At 66.2% G+C, this 16,522-nt stretch carries 12 protein-coding genes and 1 pseudogene; 10 read left to right on the top strand and 3 right to left on the bottom strand.

Going from position 1 to position 16,522, the window contains the following annotated elements:
- Positions 1 to 271 precede the first annotated feature (271 nt).
- Genes AC3A6B_RS27205 through AC3A6B_RS27190 form a run of 4 tightly spaced genes read left to right on the top strand, consistent with a single transcriptional unit; the run spans position 272 to position 5,390 of the window.
- Positions 272 to 1,009, top strand: coding sequence for a DUF6064 family protein (locus AC3A6B_RS27205; RefSeq protein WP_487839750.1), 738 nt, complete (start codon positions 272 to 274; stop codon positions 1,007 to 1,009).
- A 44-nt stretch (positions 1,010 to 1,053) separates the two neighbouring features.
- Entirely contained in the window at positions 1,054 to 1,770 is a 717-nt protein-coding gene (locus tag AC3A6B_RS27200; protein WP_487839749.1) for an ABC transporter ATP-binding protein, read from the top strand.
- A gap of 7 nt (positions 1,771 to 1,777) precedes the next feature.
- A complete protein-coding gene (locus AC3A6B_RS27195; protein ID WP_487839754.1) occupies positions 1,778 to 4,168 on the top strand; it encodes an ABC transporter permease in 2,391 nt (796 codons plus the stop codon).
- 7 nt (positions 4,169 to 4,175) lie between these two features.
- The gene (locus AC3A6B_RS27190) at positions 4,176 to 5,390 is read left to right on the top strand and encodes an efflux RND transporter periplasmic adaptor subunit (protein WP_487839748.1); all 1,215 of its coding nucleotides are present in this window, start codon (positions 4,176 to 4,178) and stop codon (positions 5,388 to 5,390) included.
- 148 nt (positions 5,391 to 5,538) lie between these two features.
- On the opposite strand, the gene AC3A6B_RS27185 is transcribed toward AC3A6B_RS27190, so the two are convergent.
- Together AC3A6B_RS27185 and AC3A6B_RS27180 are read right to left on the bottom strand one after the other, a co-directional pair.
- A complete protein-coding gene (locus tag AC3A6B_RS27185; RefSeq protein ID WP_487839747.1) occupies positions 5,539 to 5,961 on the bottom strand; it encodes an Hsp20/alpha crystallin family protein in 423 nt (140 codons plus the stop codon).
- A gap of 139 nt (positions 5,962 to 6,100) precedes the next feature.
- A complete protein-coding gene (locus AC3A6B_RS27180; protein ID WP_487839746.1) occupies positions 6,101 to 6,934 on the bottom strand; it encodes a universal stress protein in 834 nt (277 codons plus the stop codon).
- Positions 6,935 to 7,562: 628 nt separating this feature from the next.
- On the opposite strand from AC3A6B_RS27180, the gene AC3A6B_RS27175 reads away from it, so the two are divergent.
- From AC3A6B_RS27175 to arsA, 6 genes and pseudogenes are all read left to right on the top strand, one after another.
- Positions 7,563 to 8,822: a putative Na+/H+ antiporter gene (locus AC3A6B_RS27175; RefSeq protein WP_487839745.1), complete on the top strand. Its 1,260-nt coding sequence runs from the start codon at positions 7,563 to 7,565 to the stop codon at positions 8,820 to 8,822.
- A 372-nt stretch (positions 8,823 to 9,194) separates the two neighbouring features.
- Positions 9,195 to 11,912 carry an HAD-IC family P-type ATPase gene (locus AC3A6B_RS27170; protein ID WP_487839744.1) on the top strand — a complete coding sequence of 906 codons (2,718 nt, stop codon included), beginning with the start codon at positions 9,195 to 9,197 and terminating at the stop codon, positions 11,910 to 11,912.
- Complete coding sequence (locus tag AC3A6B_RS27165; RefSeq protein WP_487839743.1) at positions 11,909 to 12,295, top strand: universal stress protein; 387 nt, start codon at positions 11,909 to 11,911, stop codon at positions 12,293 to 12,295. Before AC3A6B_RS27170 ends, AC3A6B_RS27165 begins: the two co-directional genes overlap by 4 nt.
- The gene (locus AC3A6B_RS27160; protein ID WP_487839742.1) at positions 12,292 to 12,714 is read left to right on the top strand and encodes a universal stress protein; all 423 of its coding nucleotides are present in this window, start codon (positions 12,292 to 12,294) and stop codon (positions 12,712 to 12,714) included. The genes AC3A6B_RS27165 and AC3A6B_RS27160 overlap by 4 nt, the downstream gene beginning before the upstream one ends.
- Before the next feature lie 225 nt (positions 12,715 to 12,939).
- Positions 12,940 to 13,142 (top strand): annotated as a pseudogene (locus tag AC3A6B_RS27155) (TrkH family potassium uptake protein); the annotation flags it as partial.
- A gap of 208 nt (positions 13,143 to 13,350) precedes the next feature.
- On the top strand, positions 13,351 to 15,372 hold the full coding sequence (arsA, locus tag AC3A6B_RS27150) for an arsenical pump-driving ATPase (RefSeq protein WP_487839741.1): 2,022 nt from the start codon (positions 13,351 to 13,353) through the stop codon (positions 15,370 to 15,372).
- Positions 15,373 to 15,478: 106 nt separating this feature from the next.
- Here arsA and adhP read toward each other — a convergent pair whose 3' ends face one another.
- Positions 15,479 to 16,510, bottom strand: a complete 1,032-nt coding sequence (gene adhP, locus AC3A6B_RS27145) for an alcohol dehydrogenase AdhP (protein ID WP_487839740.1) — start codon at positions 16,508 to 16,510, stop codon at positions 15,479 to 15,481.
- Between the last annotated feature and the right edge of the window lie 12 nt (positions 16,511 to 16,522).

The following is a 16,522-nucleotide window of genomic DNA, read 5'->3' as shown; positions in this document are numbered from 1 at the left end:
ACCCGCTCTCCAAGCTGCTGCTCGACGGCAGCTTCGGGCCGAAGGACACGATCGTCGTCACCACCGACCCGATCCAGACGCCGGGGCGGTTCATTTTCACCCAAGCCGAGGCAGAGCTGGCTGACGCAGCGTGAGGCAAAGCGGCTATGGTCCGCGCGCGCTCATGACATCAGGCCCGTCTCGCTCGACTGTCTGAAGTCGCCTTCAGTTCGCTCGGAATGTTTGATGCGCATCAAACGCTGCTACGGGCGCCTGTTGCATTCTCGGCCTCATGCTCCCGTTCACTCGCGATCAGTTTCTCGCTCTCTTTGGCGCGTACAACGATGCCGTGTGGCCGGTGCAGATCCTGAGCTACGTTCTCGGTGCTGCTGTGCTCGCTCTGGTCATTCGACCGTCACGCGGGAGCGGCCGTTTCATTGGCCTGGCCCTGGCCCTGATGTGGGTCTGGACCGGCCTCGCATATCACGTTCTCTTCTTCTCGAGCATCAACAAGGCGGCACTGCTTTTCGGCGCTCTGTTCGTCGCGCAGGGCGGCTTGCTGTTCTACGCGGCAGTGTGGCGAGGTCGCGTGGCCTTTTCCAGCGGGCGTGGTCCGGTCGCGTGGCTGGGATGGGCCTTTGTGATCTATGCAGCGGCAATTTATCCGCTTCTTGGAATGTGGATGGGCCATCGCTATCCCGAGATGCCGATGTTCGGGATCAGCCCTTGCCCGGTCACGATCTTCACTTTCGGGCTGCTGTTGCTCACGACGACACCGGTTTCGCGCTGGATGTTCGTCATTCCTGTTTTCTGGTCGCTGGTCGGCGGCAGCGCCGCCATTCTGCTTGGCGTGACGCAGGACTGGCCCTTGCTTTTCAGCGGCGTTGCAGTACCGCTCCTCGTCCTGCGCGATCGCAATCTCCCTCCGGCCTCGAGGGGCCGAGCGACGTTGCGCATAGACACGCGTAGCACAAGGAGCGGGGCGCAGTTCGCCGCCTGTTTCTCCTGCAACGTGACGTCCAAGGGTTGACAAGCGTCAAGTCTTGCCGGCGGACCGCGGTGCAGGATCGACACATGACTGCAGATCCACTGACCGTTTTTCATGCCCGCGGCCTGGGCAAGACGTACCGATCCGGCGATGTGGCCGTCGTGGCCCTGCGGGATGTCGATCTCGACATCGTCTCCGGCGAGTTCATGGTGCTGCTCGGGCCGTCGGGCAGCGGGAAGTCGACACTGCTCAACATCCTCGGAGGACTCGAGGTGGCGAGCTCCGGCAGCCTGAACTACCTGGACCACGACCTGGTTGCAGCGAACGACGATCAACTGACCCGCTACCGGCGCGACCATGTCGGATTCGTGTTCCAGTTCTACAACCTCATTCCCAGCCTGACCGCCTACGAGAACGTCGCGCTGGTCACGGACATCGTCGCGAACCCGATGCCGATCGACGATGCGCTGGAACGTGTGGCGCTCTCCGCGCGCCGCGACCACTTTCCCTCGCAGCTCTCGGGCGGCGAGCAGCAGCGCGTGGCCATCGCGCGCGCCATCGTCAAGCGGCCCGAGGTGTTGCTCTGCGACGAACCGACCGGTGCGCTCGACTACGCCACAGGCAAACTGGTGCTAGACGTGATCGCCCGGATCAACCGGGAACTCGGCACCACGGTGCTGGTGATCACGCACAACGCGGCGATCGCGGGCATGGCTGACCGCGTGGCATACCTGGCCGATGGTCGCGTTCAGAAGATCGAGCGCAATGCGCGGCGCATGGCGTCCGAAGAGCTGTCCTGGTAGCTGCACGATGAAAGCGCTCGACCGCAAGCTGCTCCGCGATCTGCGCGCGATGTGGAGCCAGGCGCTGACCATCGCGCTGGTGGTGGCCAGCGGCACCGGTGGCTTTCTGACCAGCCTGTCGGCGGTGGATTCGTTGGCCGCGGCGCGCGACACCTTCTACGCCGAGGGGCGCTTCGCCGACATCTTCGCCACTGTCAAGCGGGCACCGGCCGCGCTGGCCGACCAGTTGCGCGACATTCCCGGCGTGGCCGATGTGCAACCGACGATCGAGCAGGTGGTCCGAATCCAGCTCGACGGCAGCAGCGATCCCGTGCTGGGACAGTTGATCGGTGTCGACCGCTTGCAGCCGCCGCGTTTGAACCAGGTGAGCGTCGCGGCCGGTGCCGGCCTGTTCGACGCCGGCGACGCCACCGGAGGTAGTCGGGATACGGTCGACGCCCTGGTCTCCAAGGGTTTCGCCGGTGCGCGCGGGCTCAAGCCCGGCGACACGGTGGGCGCCCTGATCAACGGCCGTCACCGGCGCCTGCGGATCGTGGGCATCGCCCTGTCGCCCGAGTTCGTCTTCGCCGGTCTCTGGGGCATGCCCGACCAGCGTGGCTTCGGAGTCTTCTGGGTCGATCAGGCGGTGCTCGCCGCCGCCTATGACATGGAGGGCGCCTTCAACACCTTGGCGGTGCGCCTGGCACCTGCCGCGGCGCGGCGGGTTTCCGACGCCGAGGTCATCGACGCGCTCGCGCAGCCGCTGGCGCGCTATGGTGGCGCGACACCCCGTGCAAGGGTGGACCAGACCTCACACGCGATGCTCGAGAACGAGATCAAGGAGCAGCGCGTCATCGGCACCGTGCTGCCGTCGATCTTTCTTGGCGTGGCGGCCTTCCTGCTCAACGTGGTCGTCTCGCGACTGGTCGCCACGCAGCGCGAGCAGATCGCTGCGCTGAAGGCGCTCGGCTATGCCAATGGGACCATCGCTGCCCACTACCTGAAGCTGGTGCTGGTGATCGTCGCGGTCGGACTGGCGCTCGGCGTCGCTCTGGGCGACTGGCTTGGTGCCCAGCTCGTCAGCCTCTATGCCGAGCTCTTCCATTTCGCCCGCTTCGACCACAGGATGGACGCGGGCCTCGCGCTGCTTGCCGGCGGCGTCACGCTGGCCACCGCCGTCGCAGGCACGCTGTCGGCCATCCTCGCGACCGTGCGGCTGTCTCCTGCCGAGGCGATGCGGCCCTCGGCGCCGGGGCGCTACCGGCGCACGCTTGCCGAGCGGCTGGGCATCACCGGCCTGAGTCCCGCCCTGCGGATGATCTTCCGGAACATGGAGCGGCGTCCCCTGCGAAGCTTCCTGTCGATTGGCGGGGTCGCGGCGGCTGTGGCCATCGTGGTGATGGGAAATTTCTTTCGCGACGCCATCGAGGTCGTCGTCGATACCACGTTCGTGCTGTCCATGCGCAGCGACGTTTCGGTGTGGTTGACCGAACCGGCCGACAACGGCATTGCGCTGCAGCTGGCGCGCCTGCCCGGCGTGCTGGCGCTGGAATCGTTGCGGGACGTGTCGGTCACGCTGGTCAACGGCCATCTGCGCCAGCGTGTCATGGTGCGCGGCGAGCCGGTGCGCAGTGAGCTGTTTCGCATCGTCGATGTCGACGGGCGGCAAGCAATTCCGCATGGCGATGGCCTGCTGCTCACCGACCGTCTGGCTGACAAGCTGGCCCTTCGGGTCGGCGATCGCGTCCGGGTGGAGGTGCAGGAGGGCCGCATGCTGAGCCTCACGTTGCCGGTGGACGGGACGGTGCGCGAGATGATGGGACTGAACGCCTACATGAATCGCGCTGCGTTGAACCGTGCTCTGCGCGAGGGCGATGTAGCCACCGGCTTCGTGTTGGCGCTCGAGCGCGGCAGCGAGACGCGATTCCTGCAGGCCACGCAAGGCCTTCCGCGCGCGGCCGGTGCCTTCAGCAAGGCGGCGATGCTGCGCAACATGCAGGAACTGACTGCCCGCAACATTCTGATTATGAGCACAGTGCTCACGCTGTTCGCCTGCGTCATCGCCGTCGGTGTGGTCTACAACAACGCGCGCATCGCGTTGGCCGAGCGAGCCTGGGAGCTGGCCAGCTTGCGCGTGCTGGGCTTCACGCGCGCCGAGGTGTCCGGCTTGCTGCTGGGCGAGATGGCAATCGGCATTGCCGTCGCACTGCCGCTGGGCATGTTGGCAGGCTATGCCCTCGTGCATGGGGTGACCGGACTGCTGAAGTCCGACCAGTTCTTCTTTCCGGTGGTGATCCGTCCGCGCACCTATGCGTTGGCGGCGCTGGCAGTGCTGGCTGCTGCTGCTGCGAGCGCATTGGTGGTGCGGCGTCGCATCGATCGGCTCGACATGGTGTCGGCGCTGAAAACGAGGGAATGAAGAAGCCATGAATCGCAAGACTCAACTGATCTCCGCAGCGGGCGGCTTGGCGCTGGCGGCACTGCTCGCCTGGGCCTTCGCTCCCCGGCCCGTGGCTGTCGAGGTGGCGCGGGCGACGAACGGGCCCTACGAACAGGCCATCACCGAAGACGGCAAGACACGGCTGCGCGATCGCTACGTCGTCACGGCACCGCTGGCTGGTCGGCTGGCGCGCATCACGCTGCGCGAAGGTGACGCGATCGAGGCCGGAGCGATCGTGGCGACACTGACGCCCGTGTTCTCTCCGCTGCTGGACGAGCGCACGCAGCGTGAGCATGCATCCCGCGCCGAGGCCGCGCAAGCCGCGGTCCGGCGTGCCGGGGCCGCGCTGGAGCGGACGCGGGTGGCGCTCGAACAGGCGCGCGTCGAACTTCGGCGCAACGAACAGTTGGCGCGCCAGAACTTCGTCTCGCCTGCCAAGCTCGATGCCGACAGGTTGGCCTTGCAGGCCGCGCAAAAGGATGTCGACGCCGCCTTGGAGGCGCGCCATGTTGCCGAACACGAGGCGGAGGTCGCCCGCGCTGCCTTGCTGGCCGTGCGTACCCCGGCGTGGGCTGCGACAGGCTTTCTCGTGCGCGCGCCCGTGGCCGGCCGTGTGCTGCGCGTGGCGCAAGGCAGCGAAGCCACGGTGACGATGGGCGCTCCGTTGCTGGAGATCGGCGATACCACGCTGCTCGAGATCGTGGCCGAATTGCTGACGACGGACGCGCTTCAGGCGCTGCCTGGCGCGCTGGTTCGGATCGAGCGTTGGGGTGGTCGCGACACTTTGGAGGGTCGCGTGCGGCTGGTCGAGCCTGCTGCCTTCACCAAGGTCTCCGCGCTTGGTGTCGAGGAGCAGCGGGTCAACGTCCTGATCGAACTCACGACTCCGCCGGCTTCCTGGCAAGCGCTGGGTGACGGCTACCGCGTCGGTGTGCGCATCGTCACGAAAGCCCAGGCTTCGGTGCTGCGCGTGCCGGTGAGCGCGGTGTTCCCGCATGCCGACGGCGGCATGGCGGTGTTCGTGCTCGAAGGCGGGCGTGCACGGCTGACGCCGGTGGAACTGGGAGGGCGCAACGGCAGCCAGGCCTGGATACGCAGCGGCATCGCCGAGGGCGCAGCAGTGGTCGTCTATCCTGCGGCAGCGCTGCGCGATGGTGCTAGGGCGAAGGCACGCAACGTGCCGGTGCAGGCAGCGTCGTGAGACCAGACACCAGAGCGCTGTAAGAACCTGAGACCGGTGCTGCCCCACAGGGCCGTCGCGACCTGCCGGCGTGTGGAAAGGGGTGGGATGTCCGGCGCCGTCGAACGCTGCCCCGCGCCGGCAGGGCAGTGTTCGGGGCAGGCAGCTCTTACTGAATCTTCAGAACGCGGCTGGCGGAACCCTCGCGCTTGGGTAGCGTCAGGCGCAGGACGCCGTCCTCGAATTTGGCGATGGCCGTCTTTTCATCCACGTCGCTGCCCAGCGTGAAGCCGCGCGAAACGCTGCCGCGGTAGGTTTCCTTCACCAGGGTGCGGCCGTGCTTGTCTTCCTGCTCTTTCTTGATCTCGGCGGCGATAGAGACGTAATTGCCGTCGATCGAGACGCGGATGTCGTCCTTCTTGGCGCCCGGCACTTCGGCGCTGACCAGGTACTCCTTTTCGTTCTCGCTGATATCGACGCGGATGTCCGACGGCAGTTCGGTGTCGCCGATGAGCTGCAGGGGGTGGGCAAAGCGGCGCAGCATTTCGGGGAAGAGACTGTCCATCCGTTCGAGGCGGGTCAAGGCATTCATGTGTTTCACTCCAGGTTGGGTTGAGCTTCATATCGATGCAGGGAGCCCTCAAAGGCGTCGACGTCATCGATGGATTCAGTCTAGGAGCTGCTTCAGCTTCCGTTTTGCGCTCTATCAAGTTTCGGCGCGGCGGCTTTCGTCAATGCGCCATCAACACCGGCACCGTCATCGTTTCCAGCACCGTGCGGGACGCGCCACCGAGCACCAGTTCGCGCGCGCGGCTGTGTCCATAGCAACCCATCACGATCATCTCGGCGCCGACGTCCGCCGCGAGCGACAGCAACTCGTCGCCCGCATCGCTGTCGCCCAGCGCGCCGTGCTCGCGCACCGACTCCACGCCGTGCAGGCGAAGGTAGCGTTCGAGCCGTGGCGGCGCCTGTCGCGGTCGGCCGCTGTCATCGGAGGCGCAGACCGCATGCACATGCTTCGCCTGCTGCAGGAAGGGCAGGGCGGACGTGAGTGCATGGGCGGCTTCACGCGTAGGCTTCCACGCGATCAGCACTGTCTGCGGCTTGGCGCTCGCTTCGCCCGCATAGGGCACGATGAGCGCGGGCCTGCCGCTGTCGATGAGCACCGATTCGACGAAGTTGCCGGGTACATCGCGGCCTGTTGCATCCGTCGGATCGCGTTGGCCGAGCAGCAGCAGGTCGCAGAACAACGCCCGCTGCACGAAACGCTCGATCACCGGGTCGCCGTTCAACGCTTCCCAGTTGCTGGTGGTCGCGCCAGCGCCGATGGTTCGTTCGTACAGCGCCTTGGCATGGGCGAGATGATCGTGGTCGATCTCGGCCGGCATCGGCATCGAAGGCACGCCGCCAGCGAGCGGAAGCTGCGGCAGGTGGCATGGCGCAACCGCGAAGAGCGCACTCAGTTCGGCCTGATGGGTGCCGGCAAGTTGGTGCGCAACGCGCAGCCGGGTCTCGGCGCGCGCCGTGCCGTCAAGATGCACGAGGATGGACCGCAGTGCGTTCATGGCATTCACCTGTTGGGCTTCAAAGGATTGGCCGAGCGATGACCGGTGACGTCCCTATCTTGAGACCCTTGATGCTGCAAGGCCTTGATCGCGCGCAAGCAACGCGTCGTCGACCTCGCCGATCGTGGCAGCTGGCAGCGCGATGATCTTGCGTCAGGCGCGCCGAGGACCGGACAAGAGGGTTGTTCCATGTTGTTCCACTCAATGGCGTACGCGAGCGGGGAGCGCGCACGCAGGCACCTTGTTCGCGGTGCACCTGCCCGACGGCAGTAGCCTGTACGAGCTTCGCCATTCCAACCGCGACCCGGCCGCGCCAAGGCCAATGCGCGCGCCCACTACGGCCTGGGCATGCCCTTCTACCGCCTGTGGACGGACGACCCGCTGATGATGTACACGCTCGCTCAGTCAAAGCTGCGTGTCCAGATGCTGACTGGGCCATTTCTGCCGCGTCTTCTAAGGCAGCCGGGGCACGCACAGCGCACGCCAGAGATGCCACACGCCTGCGGCCATGGGGCTCCGAGCACGACCTGCGCACTTGGTTAGACTACTGGTGGGTGTCACACCGTTTTGGTGTGGCAGGTTCGTGCGTTGGTCGGGCCGCCACGCGGTTTCTTTGCGACCGTCCCCCATGCCCAACCATACGATCGAGCTGATTGCTGCTGGCCTCTTTGCAGCGGCGCTCCTTCACACATTCGCAGCCAAGCAGTTTGAGCGGCTGTCGAAGCGCTTCCCTCGCCACGCTGGCGTCTTTCATCTCTTGGGCGAGGTCGAGGTTGTCTTCGGCTTCTGGGCGATCGTGCTGGTCTTGGCGATGGCGGCCATCAGTGGCGGCGACCAGGCCCTGGCATATGCCGAATCGCGACAGTACACCGAGCCGCTATTCGTCTTCGTCGTGATGGTGGTGGCCGCGTCCCGGCCCATCTTGCGGGCCGTGGTGGGCGCCATCGACATCGTTGCACGGCGCCTACCGGTTCCCACGTCGCTGGCGAGCGCCTGGCTCGGCCTGGCGGCTGTGCCCCTGCTGGGCTCCGCGATCACGGAGCCCGCGGCGATGACCATCGCCGCCTTGATGCTTGCTCCCCAGGTTTTCAGGCGAGATGTCCCGGAGCGGGTCAAATACCTGGCACTGGGTGTGCTGTTTGTGAACATCTCCATCGGCGGCACGCTGACGTCCTTCGCGGCCCCGCCGGTGCTGATGGTGGCGTCGACATGGCGCTGGGACAGCAGTTACATGCTGGTCACCTTCGGGTGGAAGGCGGCCATCGCCGTGCTGCTGAACGCCACCGTCGCGACGGCCGTGCTTCGCAATCACCTTTCTGCAGCGCCTGTGCTCGCGAACCCTGCGACGCTGGAGACGGTTCCCTTGCCTGTGACGGCGGTGCATCTGGCGTTTCTTGTCGGGGTCGTGGTCTTGGCGCATCATCCGGTCGCATTCTTGGGACTGTTTCTGATGTTCCTGGGTTTCACCCAGGCCTATGAGCGCCACCAGAACCCCCTCATCATCAAGGAAGCGCTGCTGGTGGCCTTCTTCCTTGCAGGTCTGGTGGTGCTCGGCGGCATGCAGCAATGGTGGCTGCAGCCGATTGTTTCCGGGATGTCGCCGCAGATCCTCTTCTTCGAGGCGACCGCGCTTACTGCGGTGACCGACAACGCCGCGCTGACCTATCTGGGCTCGCTCATCACGGGCATCTCCGAGCCTGCCAAGTACAGCCTGGTGGCCGGCGCGGTCGCCGGAGGCGGCCTGACGATCATTGCCAATGCACCGAACCCGGCAGGCGTGGCACTGCTCAAGCGCGGCTTCTCCGACGAGTCGATCAGCGCGGGCGGGTTGCTCCTGGGCGCCTTGTTTCCGACGCTGGTCGCCGTGGCGGCGTTTACGCTTCTATAGCGGGACCCCGGCGTGGACCGCCAGTTGATGTTGCCAGGGTGTCCGCGCACAACCTCAGACGGGCCGACAAGCCTGCCGAGCAGCGGGCGAGCGGCAATGCCTGATTGGCGCAGCCCGGCGCTGGCCCTGGGACGCCTTCGAGCCGTACGCTCGCGTGCCGCTGAGGAGGATCCGCGAGGAATTCGGCATCCGAGTGGCAAACTTCTCTGGCGACTAGGACCAGCTCCTGTGCCGCAGGCCCCGGGGCTTCGGCTGTTGTCATCGTGGACGCCAGCAGCTGATTTCCAGTGCTCGCGTTGACATGCATCAAGCATGCGGTCAGTACAACGGCCGATGCTTGCGGCTATGCAGTCGACATTTTCCGCCTTGCGCATGCAACGCCCCGCCGAAGGCGGCCGGCAGCCTGCGCTCGAAGATTGGCAATGGCACGCTCGCGCCGGCGACGATGTGCTCGCTGCGCTGGAAAGCAGCCACGGAGGCCTCACGCAGGCCGAGGCCGCGTCGCGCCTGGCGATCCACGGCCCGAACGCGCTTCCGCCGGCGCCTACCCGCCACCCGCTGGCCCGATTCCTTGCCCAGTTTCACAGCACGCTCATCTATGCATTGCTGGCGGCGGCGGCGGCGGCCGCGTGGCTGGGGCATGGGCTCGACGCGGCGGTGATCGTCGCCGTCGTGCTGGTCAATGCGATCGTCGGCTTCCTCCAGGAGGGCAAGGCGGAGAACGCCCTGGCCGCGATCCGGCGCCTGATCTCGCCGCGTGCCCATGTATTGCGCGACGGCAGCCGACTGAGCGTGTCGGTTGCTGATCTGATTCCGGGCGACGTGGTGTTGCTGGAAGCGGGCGACCGTGTGCCGGCGGATCTGCGGCTGCTGCGGGCGCGCGGCCTGCTGATCGACGAGGCCTTGCTCACGGGCGAGTCGGTCGCTGCGCAGAAGCAGGACCGTCCGGCAGCCCGCGATGCCGCGCTCGGAGACCGCCACAGCATGGCGTTCTCCGGCACGATGGTCGCGGCCGGGCAGGCGAGCGGTGTGGTCGTCGCCACGGGCGCGCGTACCGAGCTCGGACGCATCAGCGACCTGCTGTCATCGGTGGAACCGCTGACCACGCCGCTGCTGCGCCAGGTCGACCGGTTCGGCCGCCGCTTCGCCGCGCTCGTGGCTGCCGGGGCGGCGATGCTCTTCGCCTACGCCGTGTGGATCGGCGAATGGAGCTGGGTCGATGCGCTGATGGCCGTCGTCGCGATGGCTGTCGGGGTGATCCCCGAGGGGCTGCCCGCAGTCATCACGATCACTCTGGCTATCGGGGTACAGCGCATGGCCGCGCGCAACGCAGTGATCCGTCGGCTGCCCGCCGTGGAGACCCTCGGCGCGACTTCGGTGATCTGCTCGGACAAGACGGGCACGCTCACGCGCAACGAGATGACGGCCTGCCGCGTTGTCGGACCGTCGCACACCTTGATGGTCGATGGCGAAGGGTACGCGCCTCGCGGGCGCCTGCGCGCCACCGGCAACAGTGACGATGCCGATGCCCTGGCCGATGCGACCCCGCTGCTGCGCTGTGCGTTGCTGTGCAACGACGCGACCCTCCACGAGCTGGGTGGGGCATGGACTGTCCTCGGAGATCCGATGGAGGGGGCGCTGCTCGCGCTTGCCGGCAAGGCGGGACTCGATCCTGACCATGAACGCGGCGATTGGCCGCGTGTGGACGAGATCCCGTTCGACGCCGCCCACCGCTTCATGGCCACGCTGCACCGCAGTTCCGCGCAAGAGCCGGTCGTGTTCGTCAAGGGCGCCCCCGAGCAACTATTGGAGATGGCGCAGCCGATGCCCGGCGCTGTTCGCGCACGCTGGGCAGCGGCGCTCAGCGAAGCTGCCTCGTACGGCGAGCGCTTGCTCGGCTTCGGCGCGAAGCGCCTGCCCGCGGGGCATGGTCATCTGCACTTCGATGACGTGGCCCGCGGCGTCGAGATGCTCGGGCTCGTTGGTTTCATCGATCCACCGCGCCAGGAGGCCCAGCGTGCGATTGCGGAGTGCCGGGCGGCCGGGATCGCTGTCAAGATGATCACGGGCGATCACGCCGATACGGCGACGGCCATCGCCCGGCAGCTCGCGCTCTGCGACGAGCCGCGCACGCTGACCGGTGCCCAACTGGATTCCGTGCCGGATGCGTCGCTGCCCGACGTCGTCGAGCGCACGCACGTGTTCGCGCGCACCAGCCCGCAACACAAGCTGCGCATCGTGCGGGCCCTGCAATCGCGAGGGCACGTGGTCGCGATGACCGGCGACGGCGTGAATGACGCGCCATCGCTCAAACAGGCCGACGTGGGCGTGGCCATGGGCATCAAGGGCACCGAGGCGGCCAAGGAGGCTTCCGAGATGGTGCTGCTCGATGACAACTTTGCCTCGATCGTGAATGCCGTGCACGAGGGGCGCACCGTGTACGACAACATTCGCAAGGTCATTGCCTGGACGCTGCCGACCAACGGCGGGGAAGTGCTGGGCGTGTTGATCGCGGTGCTGCTGGGCATCGCGCTGCCGATGAGCGCGGCGCAGATCCTCTGGGTGAACCTGGTCACCTCGGTCACGCTGGGCTTGGCGCTCGCCTTCGAGCCGCCCGAACCCGGCGTGATGGCCCGGCCACCGCGGCATGCCGATGCGCCCCTTCTCTCGCGATTCATGTTGTGGCGAGTCGTGCTGGTGTCCTCCATCTTTGCCATCGTGACGCTGGGACTGCTCTTCCATGTGCTGGGTCGTGGCGACAGTCTCGACAGCGCGCGCACGCTGGTCGTGAACGCAGTGATGGCCATGGAGGTGGCGTACCTGTTCAGCGTGCGCTACCTCGGCATGCGATCGTTCACGCTGCGCGGGGTGCTTGGGACGCCAGCCGTGCTGGCCGCGGTGGGGGTGTTGGCGGCCATGCAACTGGCCTTCACCTACCTCCCGGCGATGAACCAGCTTTTCGCGACGCAACCTCTGGCGGCTGCCGATCTCCTGCTCGCGGGCAGCGCGGGCGTCGCCTTGATGTTGCTGCTCGAGGCCGAGAAGGCACTCGTTCGCCGACTTCCGTTCTTCGAGGAGTTCGCCCGATGATATCCACCCGCCATCCAAAGAAAAGCATGGTCGCCACATACCTCTGTGCGCACCGCGATCGCGCGCTCGATCGGGCAGCGCAACTCGTCTGCCATCGGGATGGGCAACCGCTGGCGGTGCACGCGATCGAGCCGGACGTGGCGATCGCGGAAGCGATGCAGCGCGTGCGCGTCACGCCCGAGTCCGGGCGCGCCGAGAGCCTTCTCCACGACTACGTGAGGCATCACGAGGCTGATCTGGCCTTGCTGCGTACTGAGGGAGCCGGCGGCCGGCGAAAGGCGCTCGTGGGCAGGATGGCAGAGACGCTGCTGCGTCGGCTCGATTGCGATGTGATGGTCGTGCGCGCCGGCGTTCCGGAGCAATGCGTTGAGGAGAAGCCATGAAGATTCTCATTGCGGCGGATGGCAGCATCTACACCGAACGAATGCTGGTCCATCTCGAGATGCAAGATATGTGGCTCGACCGAGCGCACCGATACACGGTGCTGCACTGCGTGGAGCCGCTGCCCCCGCGCGCCGGGGCGTACCTCGAAGCCGACGTGCGCAGGCTCTACTACGCGAGCGAGTGCGAGCGGGTGTTCGAGCCGATCCGGACCTTCTTTAAGCATCGCGGGTTCGACGTGAACTTCGTCAGCCGGGTCGGGAGCCCGGCGGAGGTGATCGCGACGATGGCCGATGGCGAAAAATTCGACCTGATCGTCATGGGTTCGCACGGCCATGGGGCGCTGGCCGGACTGCTGATGGGCTCGGTGGCGACGAAGGTCCTTGCCCTCAGCAAGACGCCCGTATTGCTCTTGCGGTGAGCCCGACGGGGCCGATGGTCTGGTCGGCCGTTGTCACTCGATGCGCTGTGTCAGGGTCATCTGAACCAGTGGGTCCTGGACTTTGCGCTCCGCGCTGATGGCGAAGAACTGTTCCGACACCTCAGGCGAGGGACCCAACAGCTTCAGCCCTTGCCGCCGGGTCAAGTCCTCACGGGACCAGGCCGTCGCCGGGAAAGCACCCATCCCTGTCGCCCCGAATGTCGCGACCTCGACCCGGTCACGGCCTTCAGCGCCGTGCTGGCCAGCGTGAATTGCACCGGCCCGGGGCTTGGCACGGTCGGGCCCGCCGGCAACTTCAGTGGCCTGACGAATTTCCAGCTGTGGGTCTGCACCTTCGCGATGGTGCTCGGCCGCCTCGAGATGCTGAGTTTTATCGCGCTCCTGACCCCTCGTTCTGGCGCAAGTGAGCACGGGCTGCTCTTCACTGCTGCAGCTCCGAAGCCACTGCAGTTGAGATGTTTTGACGAATCGCAAGGTCGAATTCCGTGATGCGGCGCACAGTCCGTTGTCTTGAGTGGGCGCACCTTTTCCATCTCAGGGTGACCAGGAATGTGGCGGGAGCCGGTTCAAGGCCCCGTTTCGTCAACTTCATGAATACACACGAGTACCGAAAACATGGAAATCAAGGTTCTGGGTTCCGGATGCAGCAAGTGCCGCAGCACCATCGGACTGATCGAAAGGGCTGCAAACGCCGCGGGTGTTCCAGTCGAGATCGTTACGGTCGAGAACCCCGAGGAGATCAGGCGGCTTGGCGTTCACTCAACCCCCGCGGTCATCATCGACGGGAAGATCGTCCACAGTGGTGGCCTTCCCTCGCACGACATCGTGCAGGGCTGGTTGAAGCCCCACTCCGTGGCCATGGGGTTTCTGAAGCAGGTCACTCGGCATCTGTTCTTCACGGGCAAGGGCGGCGTCGGAAAGACGTCGCTGTCGACCGCCGCCGCCCTGGCACTGGCGGACTCGGGCAAATCGGTTCTTCTCGTCAGCACCGATGCGGCTTCCAACCTGGACGAGATGCTGGGGATCGAGCTCCGCAACACACCCGTGGCGGTGCCCGGCGCGCGTGGGCTGTTCGTCCTGAACATCGACCCCGACAATGCTGCCGAGTCCTACCGGCGGCGAGTCATGGCGCAGATGGCGGCCGACACCACCGAGGCCGATCGCTCCACCGTGCGCGAACAACTGTCGGGTGCGTGCACCACCGAGATCGCCTCCTTCGACGAGTTCGCCTCGCTCTTGTCCGACGGGGCCGAAGACTTCGATCACATCGTCTTCGATACCGCCCCGACAGGGCACACGCTGCGTCTGCTCAGCCTGCCCAAGGCATGGAGCGGATTCCTGGATGGCAACGATCGCGGCGCATCTTGCCTGGGCCCTCATTCGGGATTGAAGATGCAGGAGGCGCGCTTCAAGGCCGCGCTCGACGCCCTGAGCGACCCGACGCGGACCACCGTTGTCCTCGTCACACGGCCCGACAAGGGCGCGATGGAGGAGGCGGCGCGCACTTCCGAGGAACTGCATGCGTTGGGCCTGAACAACCAGCGACTGGCGATCAATGGAGTTTTTCATGCCAGCGAGTCCACTGATGCGGTGGCAAGTGCCATCGAGGCGATTGGGCAGCAAGCACTGGCCGAGATGCCGCGGACCCTGCGCACCTTGCCCCAGGACAGGGTGCCATTGCGGACGTTCGACACGGTGGGCTTGCCCGCCTTGCGCGCGCTCCTCGGCGCCGATGTCACCCCGACCCCACCCGGCACCGCCGCGGTCGAGCTCATCGCCCCTCAGCAAGGGCTCGACGCCCTGGCCGATGAGCTGGCCGCCGCGGACCGCGGGCTGATCATGGTGATGGGCAAAGGCGGCGTCGGCAAGACGACCGTGGCCGCCGCCTTGGCCATCGGATTGATCCAGCGAGGCAAGACCGTGCATCTGAGCACCACCGATCCAGCTGCGCACGTCGCGGGAACGGTCGATGGCGAGGTGCCAGGCTTGCGAGTGGACCGCATCGACCCGAAGGTCGAGACCCAGCGCTATGTCGACAAGATCATGGCGGCCAGGTCCTCCAGCCTCGACGCCCAGGAACAGGCCCTGTTGCTGGAAGACCTGCGCTCGCCATGCACCGAGGAAGTGGCCGTATTCCATGCCTTCTCCCGGATCGTCAGCGAAGCGCGCACATCCTTCGTGGTGCTGGACACCGCGCCGACCGGACATTCCTTGCTGCTGATGGACGCCACGGGTGCCTACCACCGGCAGATGGTGCAGGAGTTCGAAGGGCACGGGAGCGCCCGCGTCGTCACGCCTCTGATGAGGCTGCAGGATGCCGCATACACCAAGATCATTTTGGTGACACTGCCAGAAGTGACCCCCGTTTCGCAGGCGGCCGCCTTGCAGGATGACCTGCGCCGCGCCGGCATCGAGCCCTATGCGTGGGTCCTCAACAAGAGTGTCTCGGCGGCGGGCACGCACGATCCTTTGCTGGCGGCACGCCTGTCGGGTGAACGCAAACAGATGGAGCGCATGGCCGCCGGGTTGGCCAAGCGCCTCTTCACGCTGCCTTGGCTGACCCGTCCGCCGATCGGTTTCGCCGAGCTGTCCAAGCTGGTGACCGAGAGATGGCGCACCCCGGCCACGCGCGCTTGAATCCAGTCAGTCACAACGGAGGTTACCCATGTACGGATTCACCCCAATGCTTGGGACGGTTGGCTGAAAAGTACGAAGAGTTCCTACACCATCGCCTGCATTGCAGCTAGCCCTCGTCCGTCAAGCGCATGACGACTCGGCCCTCGATCTGGCCCCGGCGCATGCGATCGAACACGTGGTTGATATTGTCAAGCCGGTCTTCGCTGCAGACCGTGCGCACCTTGCCTTCGCCGGCGAATTCCAGCGCCTCCTGCAGGTCCTTGCGGGTGCCGACGATCGAGCCCCGCACGGTCTTGGCATTGAGCACCATGTCGAAGATCGGCAGCGCGAAATCGCCCGGCGGCAAACCCACCATCGACATGGTGCCGCGCTTGTGCAGCATGCCCAACGCCTGCGCGAAGGCGCTGCGCGAGACAGCGGTCACCAGCACGCCGTGCGCGCCGCGCAAGGCTTTCTGCATCTCCTGCGCGGGATCCTGCTTCGCGGCATTGATCAGCATGTCGGCGCCGACCTCGCTGGCCAACTGCAGCTTCTCGTCGTCGATGTCGACGGCAGCGACATGGAAGCCCATCGCCTTGGCGTACTGCACCGCCAGATGGCCCAGGCCGCCGACACCGGAGATCGCCACCCAGTCGCCTGGTTTGCAATCCAGTACCTTGAGTCCTTTGTAGACCGTGACGCCCGCGCAGAGCACGGGTGCGATCTCGGTGAAGCCGATGTTCGCCGGCAGGTGGCCTACATAGCCCGGGTCGGCGAGCACGTATTCCGCGTAGCCACCGTTGACGGTGTAGCCGGTCATCTGCTGGTGGTCGCACAGCGTCTCCCATCCGGTGATGCAGTGCTCGCAATGGCCGCACGCCGTATGCAGCCACGGCACGCCCACGCGGTCGCCTTCCTTGATGTGCTTCACGCCCGCGCCGACGGCCGCGACGTGGCCCACGCCCTCGTGGCCGGGGATGAAGGGCAGGGCGGGCTTGACCGGCCAGTCGCCTTCGGCTGCGTGCAGGTCGGTGTGGCAGACGCCGGAGGCAGCCACCTTGACCAGCACCTGTCCCGGGGGCATCTCGGGCACGGGAACTTCTTCGATCTTCAGGGGTTGTCCGAACGCGCGGACAACCGCAGCTTTCATCGTTCGCATGGCAAGCTCCAG

Source organism: Variovorax sp. Soil_C_33, from assembly GCF_057656935.1.
Note: the sequence above shows the minus strand (reverse complement) of the source record. Positions and strands in the feature narration are given on the sequence as shown.

Bases quoted from the DNA above. Each gene is read 5' to 3' on its own strand.
- AC3A6B_RS27205 (WP_487839750.1), top strand. From the start codon at position 272: ATGCTCCCGTTCACTCGCGATCAGTTTCTCGCTCTCTTTGGCGCGTAC.
- AC3A6B_RS27200 (WP_487839749.1), top strand. From the start codon at position 1,054: ATGACTGCAGATCCACTGACCGTTTTTCATGCCCGCGGCCTGGGCAAG.
- AC3A6B_RS27195 (WP_487839754.1), top strand. From the start codon at position 1,778: ATGAAAGCGCTCGACCGCAAGCTGCTCCGCGATCTGCGCGCGATGTGG.
- AC3A6B_RS27190 (WP_487839748.1), top strand. From the start codon at position 4,176: ATGAATCGCAAGACTCAACTGATCTCCGCAGCGGGCGGCTTGGCGCTG.
- AC3A6B_RS27185 (WP_487839747.1), bottom strand. From the start codon at position 5,961: ATGAATGCCTTGACCCGCCTCGAACGGATGGACAGTCTCTTCCCCGAA.
- AC3A6B_RS27180 (WP_487839746.1), bottom strand. From the start codon at position 6,934: ATGAACGCACTGCGGTCCATCCTCGTGCATCTTGACGGCACGGCGCGC.
- AC3A6B_RS27175 (WP_487839745.1), top strand. From the start codon at position 7,563: ATGCCCAACCATACGATCGAGCTGATTGCTGCTGGCCTCTTTGCAGCG.
- AC3A6B_RS27170 (WP_487839744.1), top strand. From the start codon at position 9,195: ATGCAACGCCCCGCCGAAGGCGGCCGGCAGCCTGCGCTCGAAGATTGG.
- AC3A6B_RS27165 (WP_487839743.1), top strand. From the start codon at position 11,909: ATGATATCCACCCGCCATCCAAAGAAAAGCATGGTCGCCACATACCTC.
- AC3A6B_RS27160 (WP_487839742.1), top strand. From the start codon at position 12,292: ATGAAGATTCTCATTGCGGCGGATGGCAGCATCTACACCGAACGAATG.
- arsA (WP_487839741.1), top strand. From the start codon at position 13,351: ATGGAAATCAAGGTTCTGGGTTCCGGATGCAGCAAGTGCCGCAGCACC.
- adhP (WP_487839740.1), bottom strand. From the start codon at position 16,510: ATGCGAACGATGAAAGCTGCGGTTGTCCGCGCGTTCGGACAACCCCTG.